This is a genomic window from Streptomyces sp. NPDC001700, assembly GCF_053596435.1.
In genome coordinates this window covers 237,081-256,241 of the sequence record NZ_JBSFGE010000010.1, presented here as the reverse complement: position 1 = coordinate 256,241, position 19,161 = coordinate 237,081, and the positions used below count along the sequence as shown (strand labels likewise).

Genomic DNA, 19,161 nt, shown 5'->3' with positions numbered 1-19,161 from the left:
CCACCGTCGTCTTCCCCGTCACCGGGTCGGTGTAGAGGGTCGGCCTGCCGTACGCGGCCCACGTGATCCGGCCCAACAGCAGGGCGTTCTGGCCCGGCAGGCTCGCCACCACCGGCTGACCGGGGGCGGGCCTGGCCCCCTCCACGAGCAGCACGACCGGTTTTTTCAGGAGGGCATGGCCCAGGCCCGGATCGCGGTAATTCAGCTCGCCGACCTCGGGGTGCCGCACCGGAGCGCCGACAGCGCCGAGGACAGCATTGCCACCCTGCTGACCCGCCCGGAACAGCCAAGGCACGTCCGGCGCCTGCGGGTTGTACCAGGGTGCCTGGACCGTGGAGTCCGCCACGAGGGTCCCGTCGGGTTCGCGGCGCAGCAAGGTGACCTTGGCCGGGTCGAAGTCGACGGGACCGGTCGTGTTGCCGGTGTGGTCACGGCCGAGCGTCATCTTGCCGGTGGTGGTCATGAGCGTGCCGGCGGCCAGTGCTCCGCGGGACTCCAGGTGGAACGCGGCCACCTCCCTGTCCCTGGCCTGGCCGAGGTCACGTCCGTGGGCCGCCGCCTCCCTGAGCAGCTGGACCAGTTCCGTACGACGCGCGGGATCGGGAGCCGGCAGGTGGAGGAGAACGGCGGCCAACCTGTCCAGCTCCTGCTCACCGCCAGTCTGCCCGATCTGTCGCAGCGCCACGCGGACCTTGACCTCGGCCCACAGCATCCGCGACCGCTCCGCGTCACCCACCCGGCTCGGGTGCACCCGCAGGGTATGAGCGGTCAGGGCGTCGAAGCCGGACTGTCCCATGCTGGCCGCGACACCGGTGACGAACGGCAGCGGGACGAAGTCGGTGAGTGCGAGGTCCGGCTCCTGGGCCCACAGCTCGCCCGCCCGCTTCAGCATGGCCGCCACGAGGGCCTTCCCGGTGAGCTGCGAACCAGCCGGCTGCTGCCCCTCGAACCCCACCACCAGGTGCTTGAACAGCTCCACGGTGAACAGCGGGACGCGGTCCAGCTTGGGATCCTTGCGCAGCATCGTATCCAGCGCGCAGATGCCCCGCCACAGCACCGGATACTCCGGCGCCCCATCGATCCGTTGACCGAAGGAGAAACGCAGCAGCCGCACCAGGCGCTCCGTGCGGACCCGGTCCTCCTCCTGCATCGGATCCGGACCCGTGTACAGCCCGCCGTCCCGGGCCCGGGCCTCCAGCGCGGCCCCCTTCGGCTCCGGCATCCGCACTTCCGGGGCGAACGGGCGGCCCCGGACATCGGCTTCCGAACCGACGTACTTTCCCGTGCCCGTCGCAACGTCATTGAGCGCGAGACGGCCGAAGCCATAGGCCGGCCGCCCCTCGTCGGTGGCGACCTGCTGGGCCTCGGAGACAACCGCCAGCAGATCCGGGATGTACGGCAGAGGGCCGGCGGGACCGGTGAATCCCATGCCCTTGGGCATCGTGCTGAAGCACACGATCCGCACGACGGGGGACTTGTCGGACCGCCGGTTCAAGCTCCGCCGCCGCTTCAGCGCACCCGACGTCCGCGGCCCGCTCGTGGTCAGGCTCCCCATTCGGCCGGTCTTCGGGTCGAGCAGGGCCCAATCGGACTCGCCCGGCCAGCCGTGCTTGGCCTCGAAATACGGGGTGGGCTCGTTCGCCGCCACCCACGGAAGCAGTTGCGGCGAGCTGACAGCCCCGGTCGCCGGGTCGTGATGGACGAAGTGCGTCGCCGTCGGCAGATCCAGCAGCAGCTGGGTCCTCTTCCGCAGGTCGGCAGCGCGCTCGGTGAGGGGTATGGACGTGTGCCCGGTCGACCGGTGGTCGGGGCCGATGAAGGGTATGGAGAGCATCCGGTGCTCCCACTCCTCGCCCTCGAGCCTCGGCGTCGGGTCCGGTTCGCTGAGCAGCCAGCCACCCGCGAACGCCCGGTCCTCGGAGATGTCGTGGCCGAACGCACTCCCCACCGTGACGAAACCGCTCGAGGACCACACGTTCCGGCCCAGCAGGTCGGCGCAGTCCTGCGTCAGTGCGAAGCTGCCGATGGTCCCCAGGGGAATGCCCATCAGCACGGGAACGTCGCTCGGCAGCGCGCTCAACTCCTCGTCGAGGCCGAGCAGTTCAGCCACGACCTCCTTCGGGGCGTTGCGATGGAAGCCCCCCGCGCCGCGCACCTGGACGACCAACGCCGTCCCGTTGGCCAACACCGCATAGGGCGTGCCCCACGGAGCGGGACCCGGCTGCCTCACCGGCTGGAGCCGGCCGTTCGGCCCCCGGACGAACTCGGTGACTCGGGTCAGGTCGAGCTGGGGGTCCAGGGGTGCGCCGGTCCAGTTCAGACCCCGCACACCATTGAACGTGGTGAAACGGAACCCCTGGCCAAGCGCGCCCTTCAGCTTCAGGTAGAAAGCGGAGAGCCGCGCCAGGCTCGGGTCCTCCTCCATGGCCGGGTCCATCACCACCCGCCACAGATCACCGCGCTCGACCCAGGTCACCGGCGCGTTCGCATCCAGCATGAGCACATGCCGCGCGAGCGCGTCCAGATCCAGCGGCCCACCGCACAACGCGGGAACCTTCGCCCGCAGCCCGTTCAACCGCCGCAACGCCTCCCGCGCCCCCGGCACCGGCTGCTGCCCGAAGACATCCCGCAGGATCTTGTCGAAATGCGCCTCCGCGTCGTACGGAGCCGTGGGCGCAGCAGTCACGATGCCCTGCGGCGCCGGAGTGGCGGGCGCGGCGGCCGGGGCGAAGGAGGCCGGTGCGGAACTGGCCCACCCCTGCACCGCCAGACCGCCGGGGCCCTGGCCGGACAGCGGCCAGCCCTGGGCGGGCACGATCGGCACGTGCGTGGGAACGGCCGGTTCCCAGGCACGCAGACTGACATACCGCTGTGTCAGATCGAGCCCGGACAGCGTCAGATCCACCCCGGCCGAACCCGCGGCCGAGAGCAGGACCAACGGCAGCGCCTGCGCGAGCGGCGGCGCGGGCTGACCGGTCGCGGCGAAGTACGCCGCGACCTCGTGCCGCAGACCCCGCCACGTCAGCGGCGAACGGTCACCACGCGCCGCCCGCACCTCATCCAGCGCCCGGAAACCGCGCAGCAGCGCCTCGAACGCCAGAGTGTCGTCCTCCAGCATCGGCCCGTAAACCAGCCGGATCGCCCGCACCCACCGCAGCACATCCCCGGCACGCCCCCGGTCACCCGTCACCCGCTCCGCCAGCCGGGCCCGTTCCGCCGACGACGGCTCCGGGCGGAACCCGGCCCACCAGTCATCCTCGGCCAGCCGGAACCGCGGCCCGGAACGCCCGTCGCCGGGAACGATGTCCGGCCGACGGCCGCTGCCCGTGGTCCACACCCAGCCGGCCCAGTTGGCCAGCACCTGGCCCGCGATCGGCCGCTCCAACGGATCGTACGACGACGGACCCGCCACATCCGCACCCGTCACCACGACCGCCGTCTCCGCCTCCAGGGCGACCAGATCGGGATCGGCGGCGTAGAGGAAGTCCACGACCCGGCCGTACTCGAACGCCCTGCCCGAACCGTCCTCCATCCCAAGCTCGGCCAACGCGCCATCGCCGCCGATGTCCACGAGATACGCCCGGTCGAAGGGCAGCACCGTCGAGGCACTCTCCGGAATCACCATTCCGCTCGGGCCCTGATACGCCTGGGACGAGAGCTGATACGTGAACTGACGCACCTGGGGCAGCAGCCCGTAGAAGTTCTCCCGTCCGTCCCGGTCCCGGGCAGGACGCGAGGAGAAGGCCACCGGCTTCCCCCGCGGATCCCGGTGCTTCACCCGCTCCACCTCATCCAGTGGTACCCGAGTGCCGTCCACCGCGGTGACCTCCGGAACCATGGGCATCACCGGGGGCGTCCGGGAGGGATCGGCGACGACGTCCAGCGCCCGCCACGCCCCCTCGACGATCTGCCGGACCTGCGCCTGTTGCCCCGGGGGCACCTGGCCGAGGAGTCCGGCCGCCGCGCGGACCACGTCCCCCAGCGAGCGGTGTACGTCGGCCGCCATCGGGGTCCCCAGGGCGTAGAAGCCCAGCGCCTGAGCGGGCGCCTGGGCCTCGGACGCCGTCAGCAGCTTCCGCGCCGGGCCGCCTGCCTGCGGCACACCCGCCTGGGCCATTCGCAGGAAGGGAAGGAACGCCTGCACCGCGGGGTTGTCCCGGATGGTCGTCACGGCGAGGCGCAGCACCTCGGGCGAAAGCGGAGCCACGTGCCTCAGCGCCCGCTCATATGCCTCCCGGCTCAGCTCCACCACTTCGGTGACGGCGCGCCGTGTCTCCTCCTTGGTCATGTGTTGGTGGCCGAACCCGTAGTGCCGCAGCTCCTTCAGGGTCAGCGCGACCGGGAGCCGGCCTTCGCCGGTGTCCAGGACCCGGTAGTCCTTCATGCCGACGCTCTGGTGCTGGCCGACGGTCTTCCCCTCGGAGGTGCGCCCGGTCAAGGCGGCGGTCAAGTGCTCGCGGGGGGCGGGGGCGTCGTCCTCCGGGACATCGAAGACCCCGTCCTCGACCGGGTGTCCGAAGGCCTTCTGGTAGAAGCCCAGGAGCGATGTCAGTGCCTGGTTGAAGGCCTGGGTGATCTGGTCGTGGTGTCCGTCGAGGAATTCCCGCGTACCAGGCCGCAGGGCCCGCAGCACGCGGTCGAACGGATGCCGGCCCGCCACCGCCAGCAGGTTCTTGATCAGCGGCTTCGACCCCGGTGGCCACATCCGGGACGCCGGCCTCGCGGCGACATGGGCGAACGCCTCTCCCCCGTGCCCCCAGATCTCGTCGACCTCCGGGATGACCGAGAGGAACGGAAGGAGCGGGAGGTAGTCGGCCGGGACACCGCCGTCCATGACGTACCGCAGATAACTCGCGGCGATCATCCGCCCGAAGTCTCTTCCCCCATTGATCACCGGGTGGGCCGGACCCATCGACAGCCGCAGTATCGCGAGGTCCTGGAGCCCCCTGAGACCGATCGTCGGGAAACCCACGGTGGGCTGCGTGTACGAGCGGTGATTGTGATCCGACAGGTGAGGGCTGACGCGGGTCCGCCGGCCGACCCCGGTGACCTCCCAGCCCGCGAGGCCCGCCAGCAGGTCCGCAAGCGGTACGGCGGCCTCACTCCCGTCCGTGCTGTCCAGCCTGTCCCGCACCAGGTCGAACGCGGCCATCGCCTCCTCCGGCGAGTGCCTGCCCTCTTCCCCCACCAGCGCGGCCATCGGATCGAGGACGAACTCCACGATCTGGTACTGCTCCGGGACAGGCCCAGGCGCTCCCGGAGCCACCTCGGGCTTCGACTCCGTGAGACGCCCGGTGGCGGGGTCGCGCCAGAACGTCATGTAGTCGGTGACGAGGTTGATGCCGGGGCCGGAGGCCAGGAGTTGCGAACCTGGCATTTCCCGCAGCACGAGACGCCCGGGATGGTCAGGAAGGCCGGGGGCGAGCCTCATCGGCCAGCCGGACTCGGCGACCTCCCAGCCCACGAGGCCCGCCAGCAGGTCCGTGAGCCGTATGAGGGCGTTGGACTCCGGTGTTCCCAGGCTCCGCCGGGCGGACTCGAGCCGCGCCAGCGCCTCCTCCGGCGACAGCCCCGGCATTACGGTGGGTCCGGCCGTCGGATCGGCGACGATGCGCCCGAAGAAGTAGGTCTCCAGGGCGGGTGGCGGCGTCCCCGGTGGCACCTGGGGCCGCTCCATGTGGAATTGCCCGGTGTCGAGGTCGCGCCAGAATTTGTCGGGGTCAATGACGAACCGGACTCCGGGGCCGGTGGCCAGGGTCCTGGGCCCTTGCTCTCCCTCGATCAAGACGATGTGGCGGTCCTCGACCTCCAGGCCCACGGCGCCGTACTCGTGCTCGACAGGACGGTCGACCAGCGCGTGGCCCAGGGAGGACGACTCCGTGAACCCGGGCAGCGCGTCCTCCAAAACCCGCCCCGCCCGGTCGATCACCACAACCTGCGCCTCGACAGCCGCCATGTCCGGCGGCGTCGCCGACACCCGGTGGCCCTCCCGGGCCGACGGGTCCACCGCCACCACGCCGCCGCGCCCGCCCAGGTTGTACGCGGCCCACACATGCCCCAGCTCGCCGCCCTGGCGCCGCGCCAGCACGATCGCCAGCGCGCCCCGTCCCGCGTTCGCCACCGCGCGCGCCACCTCGTCCCACGACCGCACGCCACGCCAGCCCGGTCCGGCCACCAGACCCGCCGCCGGGGCGTCCGGGCCCGCGAGGGTCACCGAGTCGTCCACCGTGCCCGCGATGCGCACCCCGCCCGGGTGCACCGCGTCCCGCAGAGCCGCCACCAGCCGCAGACACCGCTGGACCGGCGTCTCCCCGGCCGGAAGGTTGTCCGCCAGACGGTTCGCCACCCCTTCCAGCTGGCGGCGGGTCAGCACCGGGCGGGGCACGACCGGGGTGGTCAGCCTGGCGGCGGCCGTACGGTCCGGCGCCGGATCCTCCTGCGGGGGCGTCACCTCGACCGATGGCACCGGCCCGATCACCTCGACCGGCGGCACCGGCATCTCGGAGGCCCAGCCGTGCAGCGGGCCGGGGGCGAAGGACAGGTGGACCGGGCCGCCGACAGCGCGCAGGGCGAGTTCGACGTGCCGCTGCGCGGCGTCGGCCGCGCGGGCCGCAGCTTCCACGGCGAGCCGGATGTCGGCGGGGAGGGCGGTACCCCGGGTGTTCAGCGCCTCGTCGGGCGCGGTGCCGTCCAGCAGTGCCTGGCGCACGGCGTTCAGGGAGCGCTGGGTGCCGGCCGTGACCTCGCCCGCGTCCAGCCACACCTGCGGCCGCGCGTCCTGACCGGCGAAGCCCTCGGCCAGCTGGTAGCCGAGTGCCTCGGGGCGCAGCGTGCGCCAGTCGTCGACGCCCCGCTCGGCGAGGACGGCCGGGGCGTCGTAGACCGACGGGGCCGGGCGGGGCGGGGTCATGCCGAGGCCGAGGACGTCCTCCAGGGTGGGGCGCAGCACCACGTTGCCGGTGACCCAGCGGGTGCCCTCCGGGCCGCTGACTTCCAGGACGGTGTGGGCGGTGAGGGTGTAGCCGAGCACACCGCTGTCGTCGGGCTCGCCCTCGGTGTTCTCCGACACCGGCGTGCCGTACTTGAGGGTTTCGCGGCGGAGGCCGGTGCCTCCGGTGGCCTGGCCGATGGTGGTGTTCTCGCCCGCGACCGGGATGGTCCCGGCGAGGGTGTCGGTGTTGTCGCCGGTCAGCCCGCCCTTGACCGGCGCGGTCACCGACGGGCTGAGCGTCCGGCCGGCGGTGGTCGCATGGGTGGCGACGGTGGTGCGCTGCGCCTGGGACATCACCTCCCGGCCGGAGGTCTCCATCTGCGGCCGGTACAGGGCGAGTTCGATCCGCGCGGAGCCGCCGGTGGGCTGCCTTCCGGTGTATCGGGACGCCTGGGCGGGCGTCAGCGTGATCCTGCCCCGGCGGATGAGGTCGCCGATGCGGCGCATGGTGTTCTCGGCGGAGGTGGAGGTCTTGGGCAGGCCGTCGCCGCGCAGCTCCGGGTCGACCGCGCGCAGTGCGTCGGCGAGTTCGTCCATCGCGTCGAAGTCGTAGACGGTGATCGGCTGGTTCGGCGTCCACCGGTCGGTGCCGAACAGCCGGTCCCGTTCCGGATCGCCCGTCGGGGCCGTGGCGGGCCGGGGGTCGGCCCGGTGGACGTCCGGCGTGATCAGGACCGGCGGCGGGGCGGGCAGCTCCGGGGTGCCGTCCTCGCGCCGGAGCGGGGCCTCGCTGCCGGGGAAGCGCAGGGTCACGGTGGCGGGCGTGCCGGGGGCCGGGGCGGGCGCCGGAGGGGCCGTACGGGCGGCCCCGTCGCGGCCGAGGGCCCGGTCCATCCAGCGGGTCAGTCCGGCGGTGTCGGCCGCCGACACCGTGCCGTCCAGCAGCCGCTCCGCCAACTGGCCCAGCGAGGCGATCCGGTTGGCCAGGAAGCCCAGAGCCGAGTCGTTCAGCCGGGTCGAGGTGACCTCCACCCGGTACTCGTACGGCAGGTCGAACTGCGCGGTGGGCCGGAAGGTGCTCGGCCACTCCTGGTGGTTCCTGGTGACGGCGTGGGAGGTGCCGCGGGTGCCGGCGGAGGTGAAGGAGCCCGTGCCCCCGGCGCTTCCGGTCCGGCCGGTGCCCGGGGCGAGCGTGAAGCCGCCCGTGCCGCTGATGGTGAGGGTGAACCCGGTGGCGCGGGACGCGGTGCGGGTGATGGCGCCGGCCGCCGCGGAGTTGATGTTCTGCATGCCCGAGTAGGCGAGCAGCGCCCCGCGCAGCGTCGCCAGGTCGGTGCCGGGGGCCGGGCGGGCGTTGAGCGCGACCTCCACCAGGTGCAGGCCGGTGCGCCCGCGGTAGGGGAAGTGGAAGCGCCGCCAGTTGCGGGCGCCGGAGGACGCCAGCGACCGCATGCCGGTCACGGCGCCGGCCTCCGCGATGCGGGCGTCGAGCCCGCGGACGTGGCGGCCGAGCCCCGGGGTGAGGGAGTCGGGGGCCTCGCGTTCGACGGCGGCGCGGATGGCCTCGATGAAGGCGTCCAGCGAGCCGTCCGGCAGCGCCTCGGGCACGGTGGCGAAGCCCAGCGAGCGGCCGCCGGAGCGGACGAGGTACCACGGCAGCAGCCTGTCCATGGGCAGCCGCGCCGGTTCCAGACCGGCCAGGCGGGCGAGCTGCGGATCCTGCCGGACCAGGGTTTCGGTGACCCAGAACACGACACCGCCGGGGACGGTCACGGCGTACGCAGCCGAGCTGTGCGGGCCGACGCCGACGGCGTTGGCGACCGCGTTGCGGTGGCCCTTGCGCAGCAGGACGAGGTACGTGGCGTCCGCCCGGAAGCCGTGGAAGCGGTCCTTGGCGTGCGCCTCGGAGGTCATCCGGTCGGTGAACGCGGTATCGGTGTCCGTCACGCTCCGCGACACGGCGCTGTTCCGGCCGCCGCCGCCCGAGACGCCGCCGGGGCGCTCACCGGTGTGCGAGCCGGTGACGCTGGTGGCGATCTGCTCGGAGTGACCGGAGGTGGTGCCGCGCCAGGAGGAGTCGGTGCTGGTGAGGTCGTTCTCCGCGTAGGTGGCGGCGTCGGGGTCGTCGCCGGGGTGGCCCGTCCCCTCGTAGACCGCGTTGTGCAGGAAGCCGCGGGTCTCGCCCTGGATATCGGTGCCCACCAGCGAGCCGGCGGTGTCGGCGTCGACGACGTAGACGCCGCGGAAGATCTGCGGCGAGCGGGGGACCAGGCTGGTCGGCGACATGGCGGCCCGCAGCAGTTCCTGGGCCGGGCTCTCGGCGTCCGTCATGGGCGTGCCGAGGGTCATGTACCCCAGCCAGCGGGCGGGTTCGGCGAGGGCGGTGATGGCCGAGGGCAGCCTGTCGACGAGGTCGGAGCCCTGCGCGGCGGCCCACCGCAGGATCCGGGCGAGCGCGCCGGGCTCGGCGGCCTCGGTGGCGTCGGGGTCGATGCCCTTGAGCAGCTGCCGGAACGTCGAGACCAGCGCGCCGCTGCCCATCGCGAGGCCGACATGGGCCTGGCCGGGAAGCAGCACCACGTCCTCCGGGCGGTCGCCGCCCGCGTCCGGTGTCATCCGCGCCTTGCGGAAGTCCTCGGTCGTCGCCCGGCGGATGGTGACCGGCCCCAGCGGGGCGGCCGGGGCGTCGAGGGTGCTGCTCAGCGGCACGGCGACGGAGATGACGCCGTCCTCCGTGTCGAAGGTGGCCAGCGGGATGTCGCCGTTCTCCGAGAACACCTTCATGGTGAAGGTGCCGGGGATGTCGAAGACCCCGAGCCCGGACTGGGTGATGGTGAGCATGTCGAGGCCGTAGCCGGACGCCGAACCGAAGGTGTCGCCGGTGATCTGACGGGTGGCGGAGGCGCTGGACGGGATGCCGCCCGCCACCGTCCAGTCGTGCGGGGCCGGGCCGCTGATCTCGGCGGAGACGTCGCCGAACAGCGACTGGCTGGAGCTGCTGGACTCGCTGCCCGCGACCCCCATGCCCTTGGCGTTCAGCATCTTCCAGCCCGGCAGGTTCTTGCGGTGGTGCGGGGACGTGCCGTCCGCCGGCTCCACGGACAGGTCGATGCCGAGCCGCCAGACGCCGTGCTCCAGGGGCAGCTCGACGTAGAGCGGGTGGCCACCGTCCATGGTCGCGCCGAGCCCGCCGCGCCGGCCGATCTGGGAGCGCGCGATGCGGAGCTTGCGGGCGTTGGCGAGCCACGCCAGGGGGATCGCGCTGTCGTGCAGCCAGTCCAGGCGCCGCGGCGTGGAGGGGGCCAGGAAGCCCATCGTGCGCAGCAGCGTCTCCAGCTTGTCGAAGAGCGGCCCGGTGCCGGTGACCTTCAGCGGGGTGGCGTCGACCGGGAGGGCGCGCAGGGACGCCAGCTCGGGCGTGAGGTAGCGCTCCTGGCCTGGCTCCACGGGGACGCCGGCCACATCGGCCATCGTCGGCACCCGCATGGACTGCCCCTGGGGGCTGGGCAGTTCGAAGGGCTCGGTCCGGCCGCCCTTGGGGAGCACAAGCGTGGCGTAATACGTGATATCCGCGCCCGTCAGCAGGTGCGGGTTGTTGCTGACCACGCTGAACCAGTCGTACGCCGTACCGCCGGAGTTGAAGGTGCGAGACCGCTGGTGCTTGTAGCCGCCGCCGAAGACGAAGTTGCCGTCCGGGGCGGCAGCGCCCTGGAAGGTGGTGGTGAGGGTGAACTCGGCCTTCTCGGCGTTGGCGACCGTCAGCGCGGTCCTGGCGCCGACCAGGTGCATCAGGTCGTTCTCCAGGAACACCTTGTCGCTGCTCCTGGCCAGCGCGTCGGGGCTGAAGGAGTTGATCCGTGCGGAGACCTCCAGATAGCCCAGCGGCTCACCGCTGTGATCCAGGAGGATCGGCGAGGGATACGCCCCGGCCAGCATCAGGGTCAGGCCCGAGCGATGGCTGTTCTCGTCCAGGAACGACCGCAGCGCGGCGGCCGACTCGTCCGACATCCGGCGCAGATGCGGGCGCAGCTGCGGGGCGGCGAGGAACGCGTCGAGCAGTTCGGACGGGTCGTGGATGGTGTCCATCCGGTGCAGCGGCAGCTCGTCGGTGACGGTCCGCGGGTCCGCGGGGAGGTCGTCCAAGGACGCCGGGCCGAACGGGCGCGGAGGCATGCCCTGGGTGAGGTAGTGCGGGAACCACGCGGTGAGCCGGGCGGGCGAGGTCTCGGCGTCGCTCCAGTCGTCCTCGGCGTGCGGGGTGGGCGCCGTGGCGCCCGGGGCGGTGACGGCCGTGAACTGCCAGCTCATCCCGTAGTCGTAGGCGTGTGAGGGCTCCGAGGTGAACGCCAGCGCGGACATCGAGGTGTAGCTCTCGGGGACCGTCATGGTGGCGGTCTGCTGGTTGTGGGTCAGCGTCAGCTTCGGGGTGAACGTCTGCGAGGCCACCGCCGGGGTCCTGGGGTCGTGGACCAGCCAGGTGCGGCCGTAGGACAGCGGCAGGCTCCGGACGTTCCCGGTGCTGCTGGTGTCGCTGGTGTCGACCGCGGTCCGGTTGCGCTCCTCGATGTACACCCGGCGGCCCTCGGGCGTGTCCTCGGCCATCACGGGGGCGGGCTGGTGGCCGAAGAGCTCCAGCCTCGGCGACACCTGGTACCGCCGGCCCCGGTAGGCCACCGTGCGGGACATGCCCTTGGGACCGAGCAGATACGGCAGGGCGTCCAGCAGCTCATCGGCGCTGTACTGGGCGGCGATGTCCTCCTCCAGCGCGGCGATGCCCTCCGGGTCCTGCGCCTCCAGCTCGCCCGGCCGGAGCCCGGCCGCGGCCTCGGCCCGGACGGTCCGGCTCAGCTGCCCGTGCAGCCAGTGGACGGTCTCCTCCGGGAACGGCATGACGTACACCGACCCCAGGAGGCCGCGGTGGCCGCTGCCGAAGCCGGTGACGAGGGCGGAGAGCCCGGGGGTAGCGGGGGCGCCGCCGGCCGGTTCCCCGGACGGCTCGGGGGCGGTGTCCGGCTCCGAGCCGTCGGACGCCGGGCCGGAATCCGAAGCGTCCGGCTCGGGGGCGGTGTCCGGCTCCAGGCCCAGGTCAGCGTCCGCGTCGGTGTCCGCGTCCGGGTCAGCGGCCGTGAGGACGGCCGGGGCGACCGCTGGAATCCCCGCCGGGATGACGGTCACGGGCGACAGCGGATCCAGCTCGACGGAGTCGTCGGCCCCCGTGCCGCCCGTGGACGACGGCTCGTCCGGACCGTCGGCCACGGGCGGCGCCTCGTAGGGAGGAGGCGTCTGCGGGAGCGTCCCGGGGATCTTCAGGGCGGACGCGGAGCTGGGCACGGGCCGGACCGGGGGCGGGGCGTCCGTGAGGCTCTTGGGATCGACCGGGTTCCTGAAGCGCCAGTTGTCCGCCGTCGGCTTCGCCACCTGCGGCGAGGGGGACAGGGACAGCACCGGGTACTGCACCCCGCTGGGGTGGGCGATCCCCGTCGTGGCGTAGGTGGTCGTCACGGAGCGGCCCAGCCGCTTGGTCAACGCGCCCGGCAGGCGGGGGCCGCCCAGGCCGGGGACGTCCAGCACCAGGACGTCATCAGGATCCCGGTCCACCAGCAAGGGGTGATAGGCCATCAGCGCCACGAACTCCGCGAACGGCACCCGGAAGACCCGTGTCTGGCTGCCGAAGCGCAGGCGCAGGGCGTCCGGGTCCGACGGGTCGTAGGACGCCCGCACCACGAAGGGCACCGACCGGTCCTCAACATCGGTGTCCTTGTCGTCCTCATCGATCCACGGGGCGTCGACGAGGCCGTCGGACGTCAGGATCCTGGAGGTGTCCAGGCTGTTGATCTTCGCACCACCGGTGGACCAGTCGATCCCGGCCTGTGCCCCGTCCAGGAGCGGATCCGTCATCCGGTCGGCCCGTGTGAAGGCTCCGGCCGTCTCCAGGTGGAACGCCGCCAGCGCGTCGGGATCGGCGGCGTCATGGCCCCACGCGAAGGCCGTGGTGACAAGCCGCCGCAGTTCCGCCCGGACGGCGCTGCCCACCGGGTCGGCCGTCTCCAGGTGGAGGGCCTTCCGGGCGAGCGCGTCGAGGTCCGTACCGGGCCGGTCCAGCAGTTCGTGCGCCCTGACCCAGGCCCAGAACGTCCGCGAACGGTGGGTGCCCCTGATGCCGGAGACGGTGGTCCCCATCGTCGACGCGACGACATGGTCCCACTGATCCCTCGTGAGGCCGTTCTTCCGGAGACTCGTCATGTCCACAGCGGACGACAGCGTCACGAAGTCGCTCAGGGGCGTGCCCGCAGCCGTGTCCGCCGCTTCCAGGAGCACCGCCCGGTAGTCCGCCCGGCGCGCCTCCGGCCGGCCCTGGGGGAGCTTCGCCGCGACGATCCGGTGGAAGAGGTCCATCGTGAACGGACCCGCCGTGCCGAACCGCGCGTCGGCGTGCCACATCCGGTCCAGCGCGGCGGCCCCGCGCAGCAGCCTGGCGTACTCGGGGTTGTCCTCGACACGTACGGCGTCGTCCACCTCGTTGCCCAGCGCCAGCTTCAGCGCCCGCACCAGCCGCAGCGTCCGGTGCCGCTGCGCCGCGGACACCCTGTCGTCCGGGCCGCTGAAACCGATCGCCCGCGCCCGGCGGTTCAGCTCGGCGGCCCTGGGCTCGGGGAAGAACTTCGCACGCGCGGACCGCCGCCCCTCGGGGTCGGTGTATATCAGGCGGTAGTAGACCCGGTCCGGCTTGCCGTCGTCGTTCGTCGCCGTCGTCCGGATGGTGCAGCGCACCTTGCGCCGCAGGCCGTTCGCGTAGCGCTGTCCGACGGGCACGTCCTCCAGCGGGTCGGCGACGAACGGCCCGGGGAAAGCCTGACCGCTGTGAATGTAGCGCGCCCTGCGGTCCCGCGGCGATCCCGCCCAGCAGATTTCCAGGTCGGCCCAGTATTCCTTGGGGTAGACGGAAAGGCTGTTGCGCCGCGCGCGGGCATACCGCTGCGTCTCGTCACCGTCCAGTATGCGCGGTTTGCGGTTTCGCATCGGCAGCTCGATGCCTCCCGCATACCCGTGGGCACTCTGGTAGACCGCCGGGGCCGCCTCGTCCGGGTCCGCCGGGGTGAAGCGCGCGGATTCGGTGGCCGTGGCGGGGTTGTAGTGGGCGAACTCCGTCATCTGGTCGATGTGGCGGAGCTGTCGCTCACGGCTGCCGGCCAGGTCGTCGGGATCGAAGGCGGCCCGACCGGTCCGCTTCTTCGTCCGCTTGCTGACGATGGCCGACGTCTCCACCTCGTGGTGCCAGTCGGGCACGTCGTCGGGGGAACCGGGGTCCAGGTCCGGAGGGTTGGGCACCCAGTCGCCCTGGGGGCGCCCCTTGTGGTGGACGACCCGGATTTTCGTCGGCTTCCCCGGCCGGACGGTGAGCTCCACGTCGCCACTGTGCGCGTACACCAGATGGCCGGTACGGAACGCGAGCTGCCGCGCCAGGTAGAGGAGGCCGTAGCCCGCGTACGGGACGGCGAGCACGATCGGCACGTCCTTCGGCAGCCGCGACAGCACCGGGTCGTGCGCCATCAGCTCGGCGAACTCCTCGATGCCCAGCTCCCGCGTGGCACCGTCCGGCCATGGCACCACGACCTTGTGCCGATCCCCCTTGGCGGCCACCACATACGCGGACTCGTCCCGCTCCCACGGCTGATCGTCCAGCCCCAGGCCGGTGATCTTGCCCTGCGCGTCCTTCTCCGCCAGATCGACCGTGGCGGTGTCCACCTCACCGGCGCCCAAGCCCGTCCAGTTCACCCCCGCGGGATCACCCTTGCCCAGCGTGTCGGTGAACCGGTAACGATCCTCCAGCAGGCCCTGCCGCTGGGCGTGGAACGCGCCCAACGCCGCGAGACTCGTCGCCCGGCCTTCCCCGTCCGCCTGCATCACCAGGTCGAACAACTCGTCCCGGACGCCCTGGTCCACGGTCGCGCCCTCGGGCAGATGGAGAACGCTCCGGGCCAGACCGTCCACATCCATCGGCCCGTGACGCAACCGCTTCTTCTGGCGGCGCAGTACGTCCAGGATCTCCAGCGCCTCCGCACGAGGCGCCTTGGAGATCTCGATCGACGTCGGCTTCGGCCACTGCGAGATCAGCCTGTTGGCCGGGACCTCGGGAACGCCGCGGGTCCGCACGGTGAAGTGCCCCGCCTCCAGGCGCGGCTGACCGGCCGGCCGGTTCCGCTGGAGCGCGCTCAGCGCGCGGCCCAGCTCGTACATCAGCGCCGCACCCACGGCCCGGGCCCGCCGCGCACCGCGATCCCCGGCGTCCCTCTGCCGGTCCGAAAGGTCGGCATTGGACCGCAGGTCGTTGCCGTAACCGGTGATGTCGATGGGCGGCAGGTCCACCCCGGCCCGCCGGCTCCGCAGCCCGGCCAGGGCCAGACGGCGGGCCAGGTCGCGCACCTTCCCCGCCTCGATCTCGGACAGCCCGAGCGCCCCCTTCGCGAAGCGCACATCGACCTGCGGCGGCAGCGCGCTCCGGGAGACGGGCTTCAGGGCGGGCATGGGGCCGACGAAGCTGGAACCGGAATCGGAATCGGAATCGGAGTCGTCGTCCGAGGACTCGCTGTACTCCGACGTCTCGGGGTCCGAGGAGCCGGAGAACTCCGAGAACACGCTCTCGGCCGACTCCGAGGACGCCCCGGACTCGGACTCCGACTCGCCCGGAGCGTCCAGCATCTCCTCGTCCGAGTCCGACTCCGAAGACTCGACGTCGTCCATGTGCACGTCAGTGGGCGCGCTGCTCGACGAAGTGACCGGGGCGGACACGGCCGACGCCACGGGCCGGACCGCGGGCGGGGCGTTCGTGGGCAGTACCGGGTCGACCGGGAGCTGGAGGCGCCAGTCGTCCGCTGTCGGCTGCGGCACCGCTGCCGAGGGGTACAGGGCCAGCACCGCGTGCGGCTCCCCGCTCGGCCCGCCGATCCCCGTGGTCGCGCTGGTGAACGTCACGGCGCGGCCCAGCCGCCTGCTCAGCATGCCTGCCAGGGCGGAGCCGTCGTAGCCGGGGATGTCCAGTACCAGGACGCTGCTGATCTTGCGGGACGTGAGCTGCGGGTGATTGGCCAGCAGCTCCACGAGCTCCCCGAACGGCACCCGGAAGGCCGGTCCATTGTCGCTGAGGCGCAGATACAGGGCGTCCGGGTCGGCCGGGTCGTAGGACGCCCGCACCACGAAGGGCACCCCCCGGGCGTCGCCGTACCAGTCCTTGCCCATCCACGGCGCCGTGAGGATGCCGTCGGGCGTCTGGATCTGCGAGGTGTCCAGCGTCTTGATCTTCGCCCCCGTGGACCAGTCCTCTCCGAGGTGCACCTTGGGCTGAAGCGGATGCGTCAACGGGTCGGACTGTACGGACTGCTCCAGGTGGAACGCGGCCAGCGCGTCGGGGTTCGTGGCGTCGCGGCCACGCGCGAACGCCTGGCCTGCCAGCGTCCACAGCCGCTCCCGCACCGCGTCGTCCACCGGGGCGCCCGGCGCCAGGTGCATGACCTTCCGGGCGAGCCCGTCGATGTCCAGACCGGGCCGGTCCAGCAGCTCATGGGTCTTGACCCGGGCCCAGAACACCCGCGAACGGTTTTGGTATCCCGCGGAGTCCGAGAGCCCCAGCGTCGACGCCACGGCGGCGTCCCAGTCCGCGGGGCGGGCGTAGCCGTCCTTCCAGCGGCTTGCCGCGTCGACGGCCGACGGCAGCGTCACGAAGTCGCTCAGCCGCATGTCGTGGGCCGCGTTCGCCGCCTCCAGGAGCACCGCGCGGTAGTCCGCCCGGCGCGCCTCCGTGCGGCCCGCGGGAAGCTTCGCCGCGACGATCCGGTGGAAGAGGTCCATCGTGAACGGGCCCGCGGCACGGGAGCGCCCGTCGGCCTGCCACATCCGCTCCAGGGCGGCGGCCCCGCGCAGCAGCTCGGTGTAGCCGGGGTTCCGCTCGATGCGTACGGCGTCGTCCACCTCGTTGCCCAGCGCCAGCTTCAGCGCCCGCACCAACCGCAGCGTCCGGAACCGCTGCCGTCCGGAGACCCTGCCGTTCGGTCCGCTCAGGCCGATCGCCCGGGCGCGGCGGTTCAGCTCGGCGGCCCGGGGCTCGGGGAAGAACTTCGCACGCACGGACCACCGCCCCTGGGGGTCGGTGTACAGCAGGCGGAAGTAGACGCCGTTCTCTTCTACGATCGCGGCGGGCCGGACGGTGCTGCGTATCTTGCGCCGCTGGCCGTTGGCGTAGAGCTGCCCGACCGGCACGTCCTCCAGCGGGTCGGCGACGAACGACCCCGGGAAGCCCGGACCGACGTGGCCGGAGTGGGGCAACCGGCCGTCCCGGTACGAGCCCGCCCAGCAGATCTCCAGGTCGCCCCAGTACCCCTTGGGGTGGGCGGACAGCAGTACGCGCTGCGCGCGGGCCCACGCTTGCGTCTCGGGACCGTCCAGATCCCGCGGACTGCCATTCTCCATCGTCACACTGATGCCGCCCGGATGCCCATGGGCGCTCTGGTAGACCGCCGGGGCCGCCTCGTCCGGATCCGACGGGATGAAGAGCCCGGAACGGGCGACCGTGGCGGGGTTGAAGTGGGCGAACCGCTTCAGCTGGTCGATACGGCGAAGGTGTTCCTCACGGTCGTTGAGGACCATGTCGGCGGGATGGAACGCGGCGTGTCCGATCGCCTTCTTGGTCGCCTTGCTGACGATGGCCGAGTTCTCCACCTGGTGGTACCAGTCGGGCACATCGTCGACGGAACCGGGGTGCCGGCCGGGGGGATTGGGCACCCAGTCGCCCTGGGGCCGCCCCTCGTGGTGGACCACCCGGATCCTCGCCGGCCTCCCAGACCGGACCACGACCTCCACGTCACCACTGTGCACGTGCACCGTGCGACCGGTGAGGTGCGCCAGAAGCCGCGGCAGGTAGAGGAGGCCGTAACCCGCGCGCGGGACAGCCAGCACGATCGGCACGTCCCTCGGCAGCCCCGACAGCACCGGGTCGTGCGCCATCAGCTCGGCGAACTCCTCGATGCCCAGCTCCCGGGTGGTGCCGTCCGGCCACGGCACCACGACCTTGTGCCGATCCCCCTTGGCGGCCACGACAAAGGCGGGCTCGTCCCATTCCCACGACTGGGAGTAGTCCACCCCCAGGCTCGTGTTCCAGCCCTGCTTGTCCTTCTCGGCCAGCTCGACCGTGGCGGCGTCCACCTCACCGGCGCCCGAGCCCGTCCAGTTCAGGCCCCCGGAGCCGCCCGGAGCGTTCGTGAACCGGTACCGGGCGTCCAGCACGCCCTGCCGCTGGGCGTGGAACGCGCCCAGCGCCGCCAGGCTCGTCGCCCGGCCCGCCCGGTCCGCCTCCGCCACCAAGTCGAACAACTCGTTCCGGACGCCCTGGTCCACGGTCGCGCCCTCGGGCAGATGGAGAACCCTCCGGGCCAGACCGTCCACATCCATCGCCCCGTACCGCAGCCGCTTCTCCTGGCGGCGCAGCCGGTCCAGGGTCTCCGCCGCCTTCGCACGCGGGGCGAGCGGGATCTCGATCAGCGTCGGCCGGGGGCGCTGCGCGATCCTCTTGTCGGCGGGGACGAGCGGGAGACCGCGGCTCTCCACCGTGAAGTGGCTGGGCGTCAGGCGCGGCTGACCGGCCGGCCGGTTCCTCTGGAGCGCGCTCAGCGCGCGGCCCAGCTCGTACATCAGCACGGCGGACACGGCCTGGGCGCGCCGCGAACCGCGCACCCGGGCCTCCTCCTGCCGGCCCGAAAGCTCCGCGTTGGACCGTACGTCGTTGCCGTGGCCGGTGATGGCGACGGGCGGCAGGTCCACCCCGGCCCGCTGGTTGCGCAGCCCGGCCAGGGCCAGGCTGCGGGCCAGGTCGCGGATACGCCCCACGTCGGCATCGGACAGCGTGTGGGATCCCGGGGTGAAGGGCACTTCGGCCCGCGACGGCAGCTCGGTACGGGAGACGGGCTTCGGGGTCGGCGCGGAGGTGCCGGAGCCGGGGGCGTCCTCGTCCGAGGAGTCGCTGTACACGGACGTCTCGGAGTCGGCATCGGAGAACTCCGAGAACACGCTCTCATCGGACGACGAGTCCGACAGCTCGATGAAGTCCCGCATGTTCACATCGGGCGGCTCTTCGTCCGACGAGCCCAGCGACAAGAAGTCCGCGTTCGACGGCTGGGTGGCCGCCGCCGTGACCGGTCGGGGGCGGGCGGGCGGGGCGGCCGCGCTCCAGCGGGGCCGCA

Annotated in this window: 1 protein-coding gene (cut by both window edges); it reads right to left on the bottom strand. The window is 72.5% G+C overall.

Every position in this 19,161-nt window falls within one protein-coding gene, locus tag ACWC5C_RS20895, for a lonely Cys domain-containing protein, read on the bottom strand. The gene is 76,236 nt long; 19,073 of those nucleotides lie to the left of the window and 38,002 to its right, leaving coding positions 38,003-57,163 in view — codons 12,668 (partial) to 19,055 (partial); the first complete codon in reading order (the gene reads right to left) occupies positions 19,157-19,159. Both the start codon and the stop codon lie outside the window.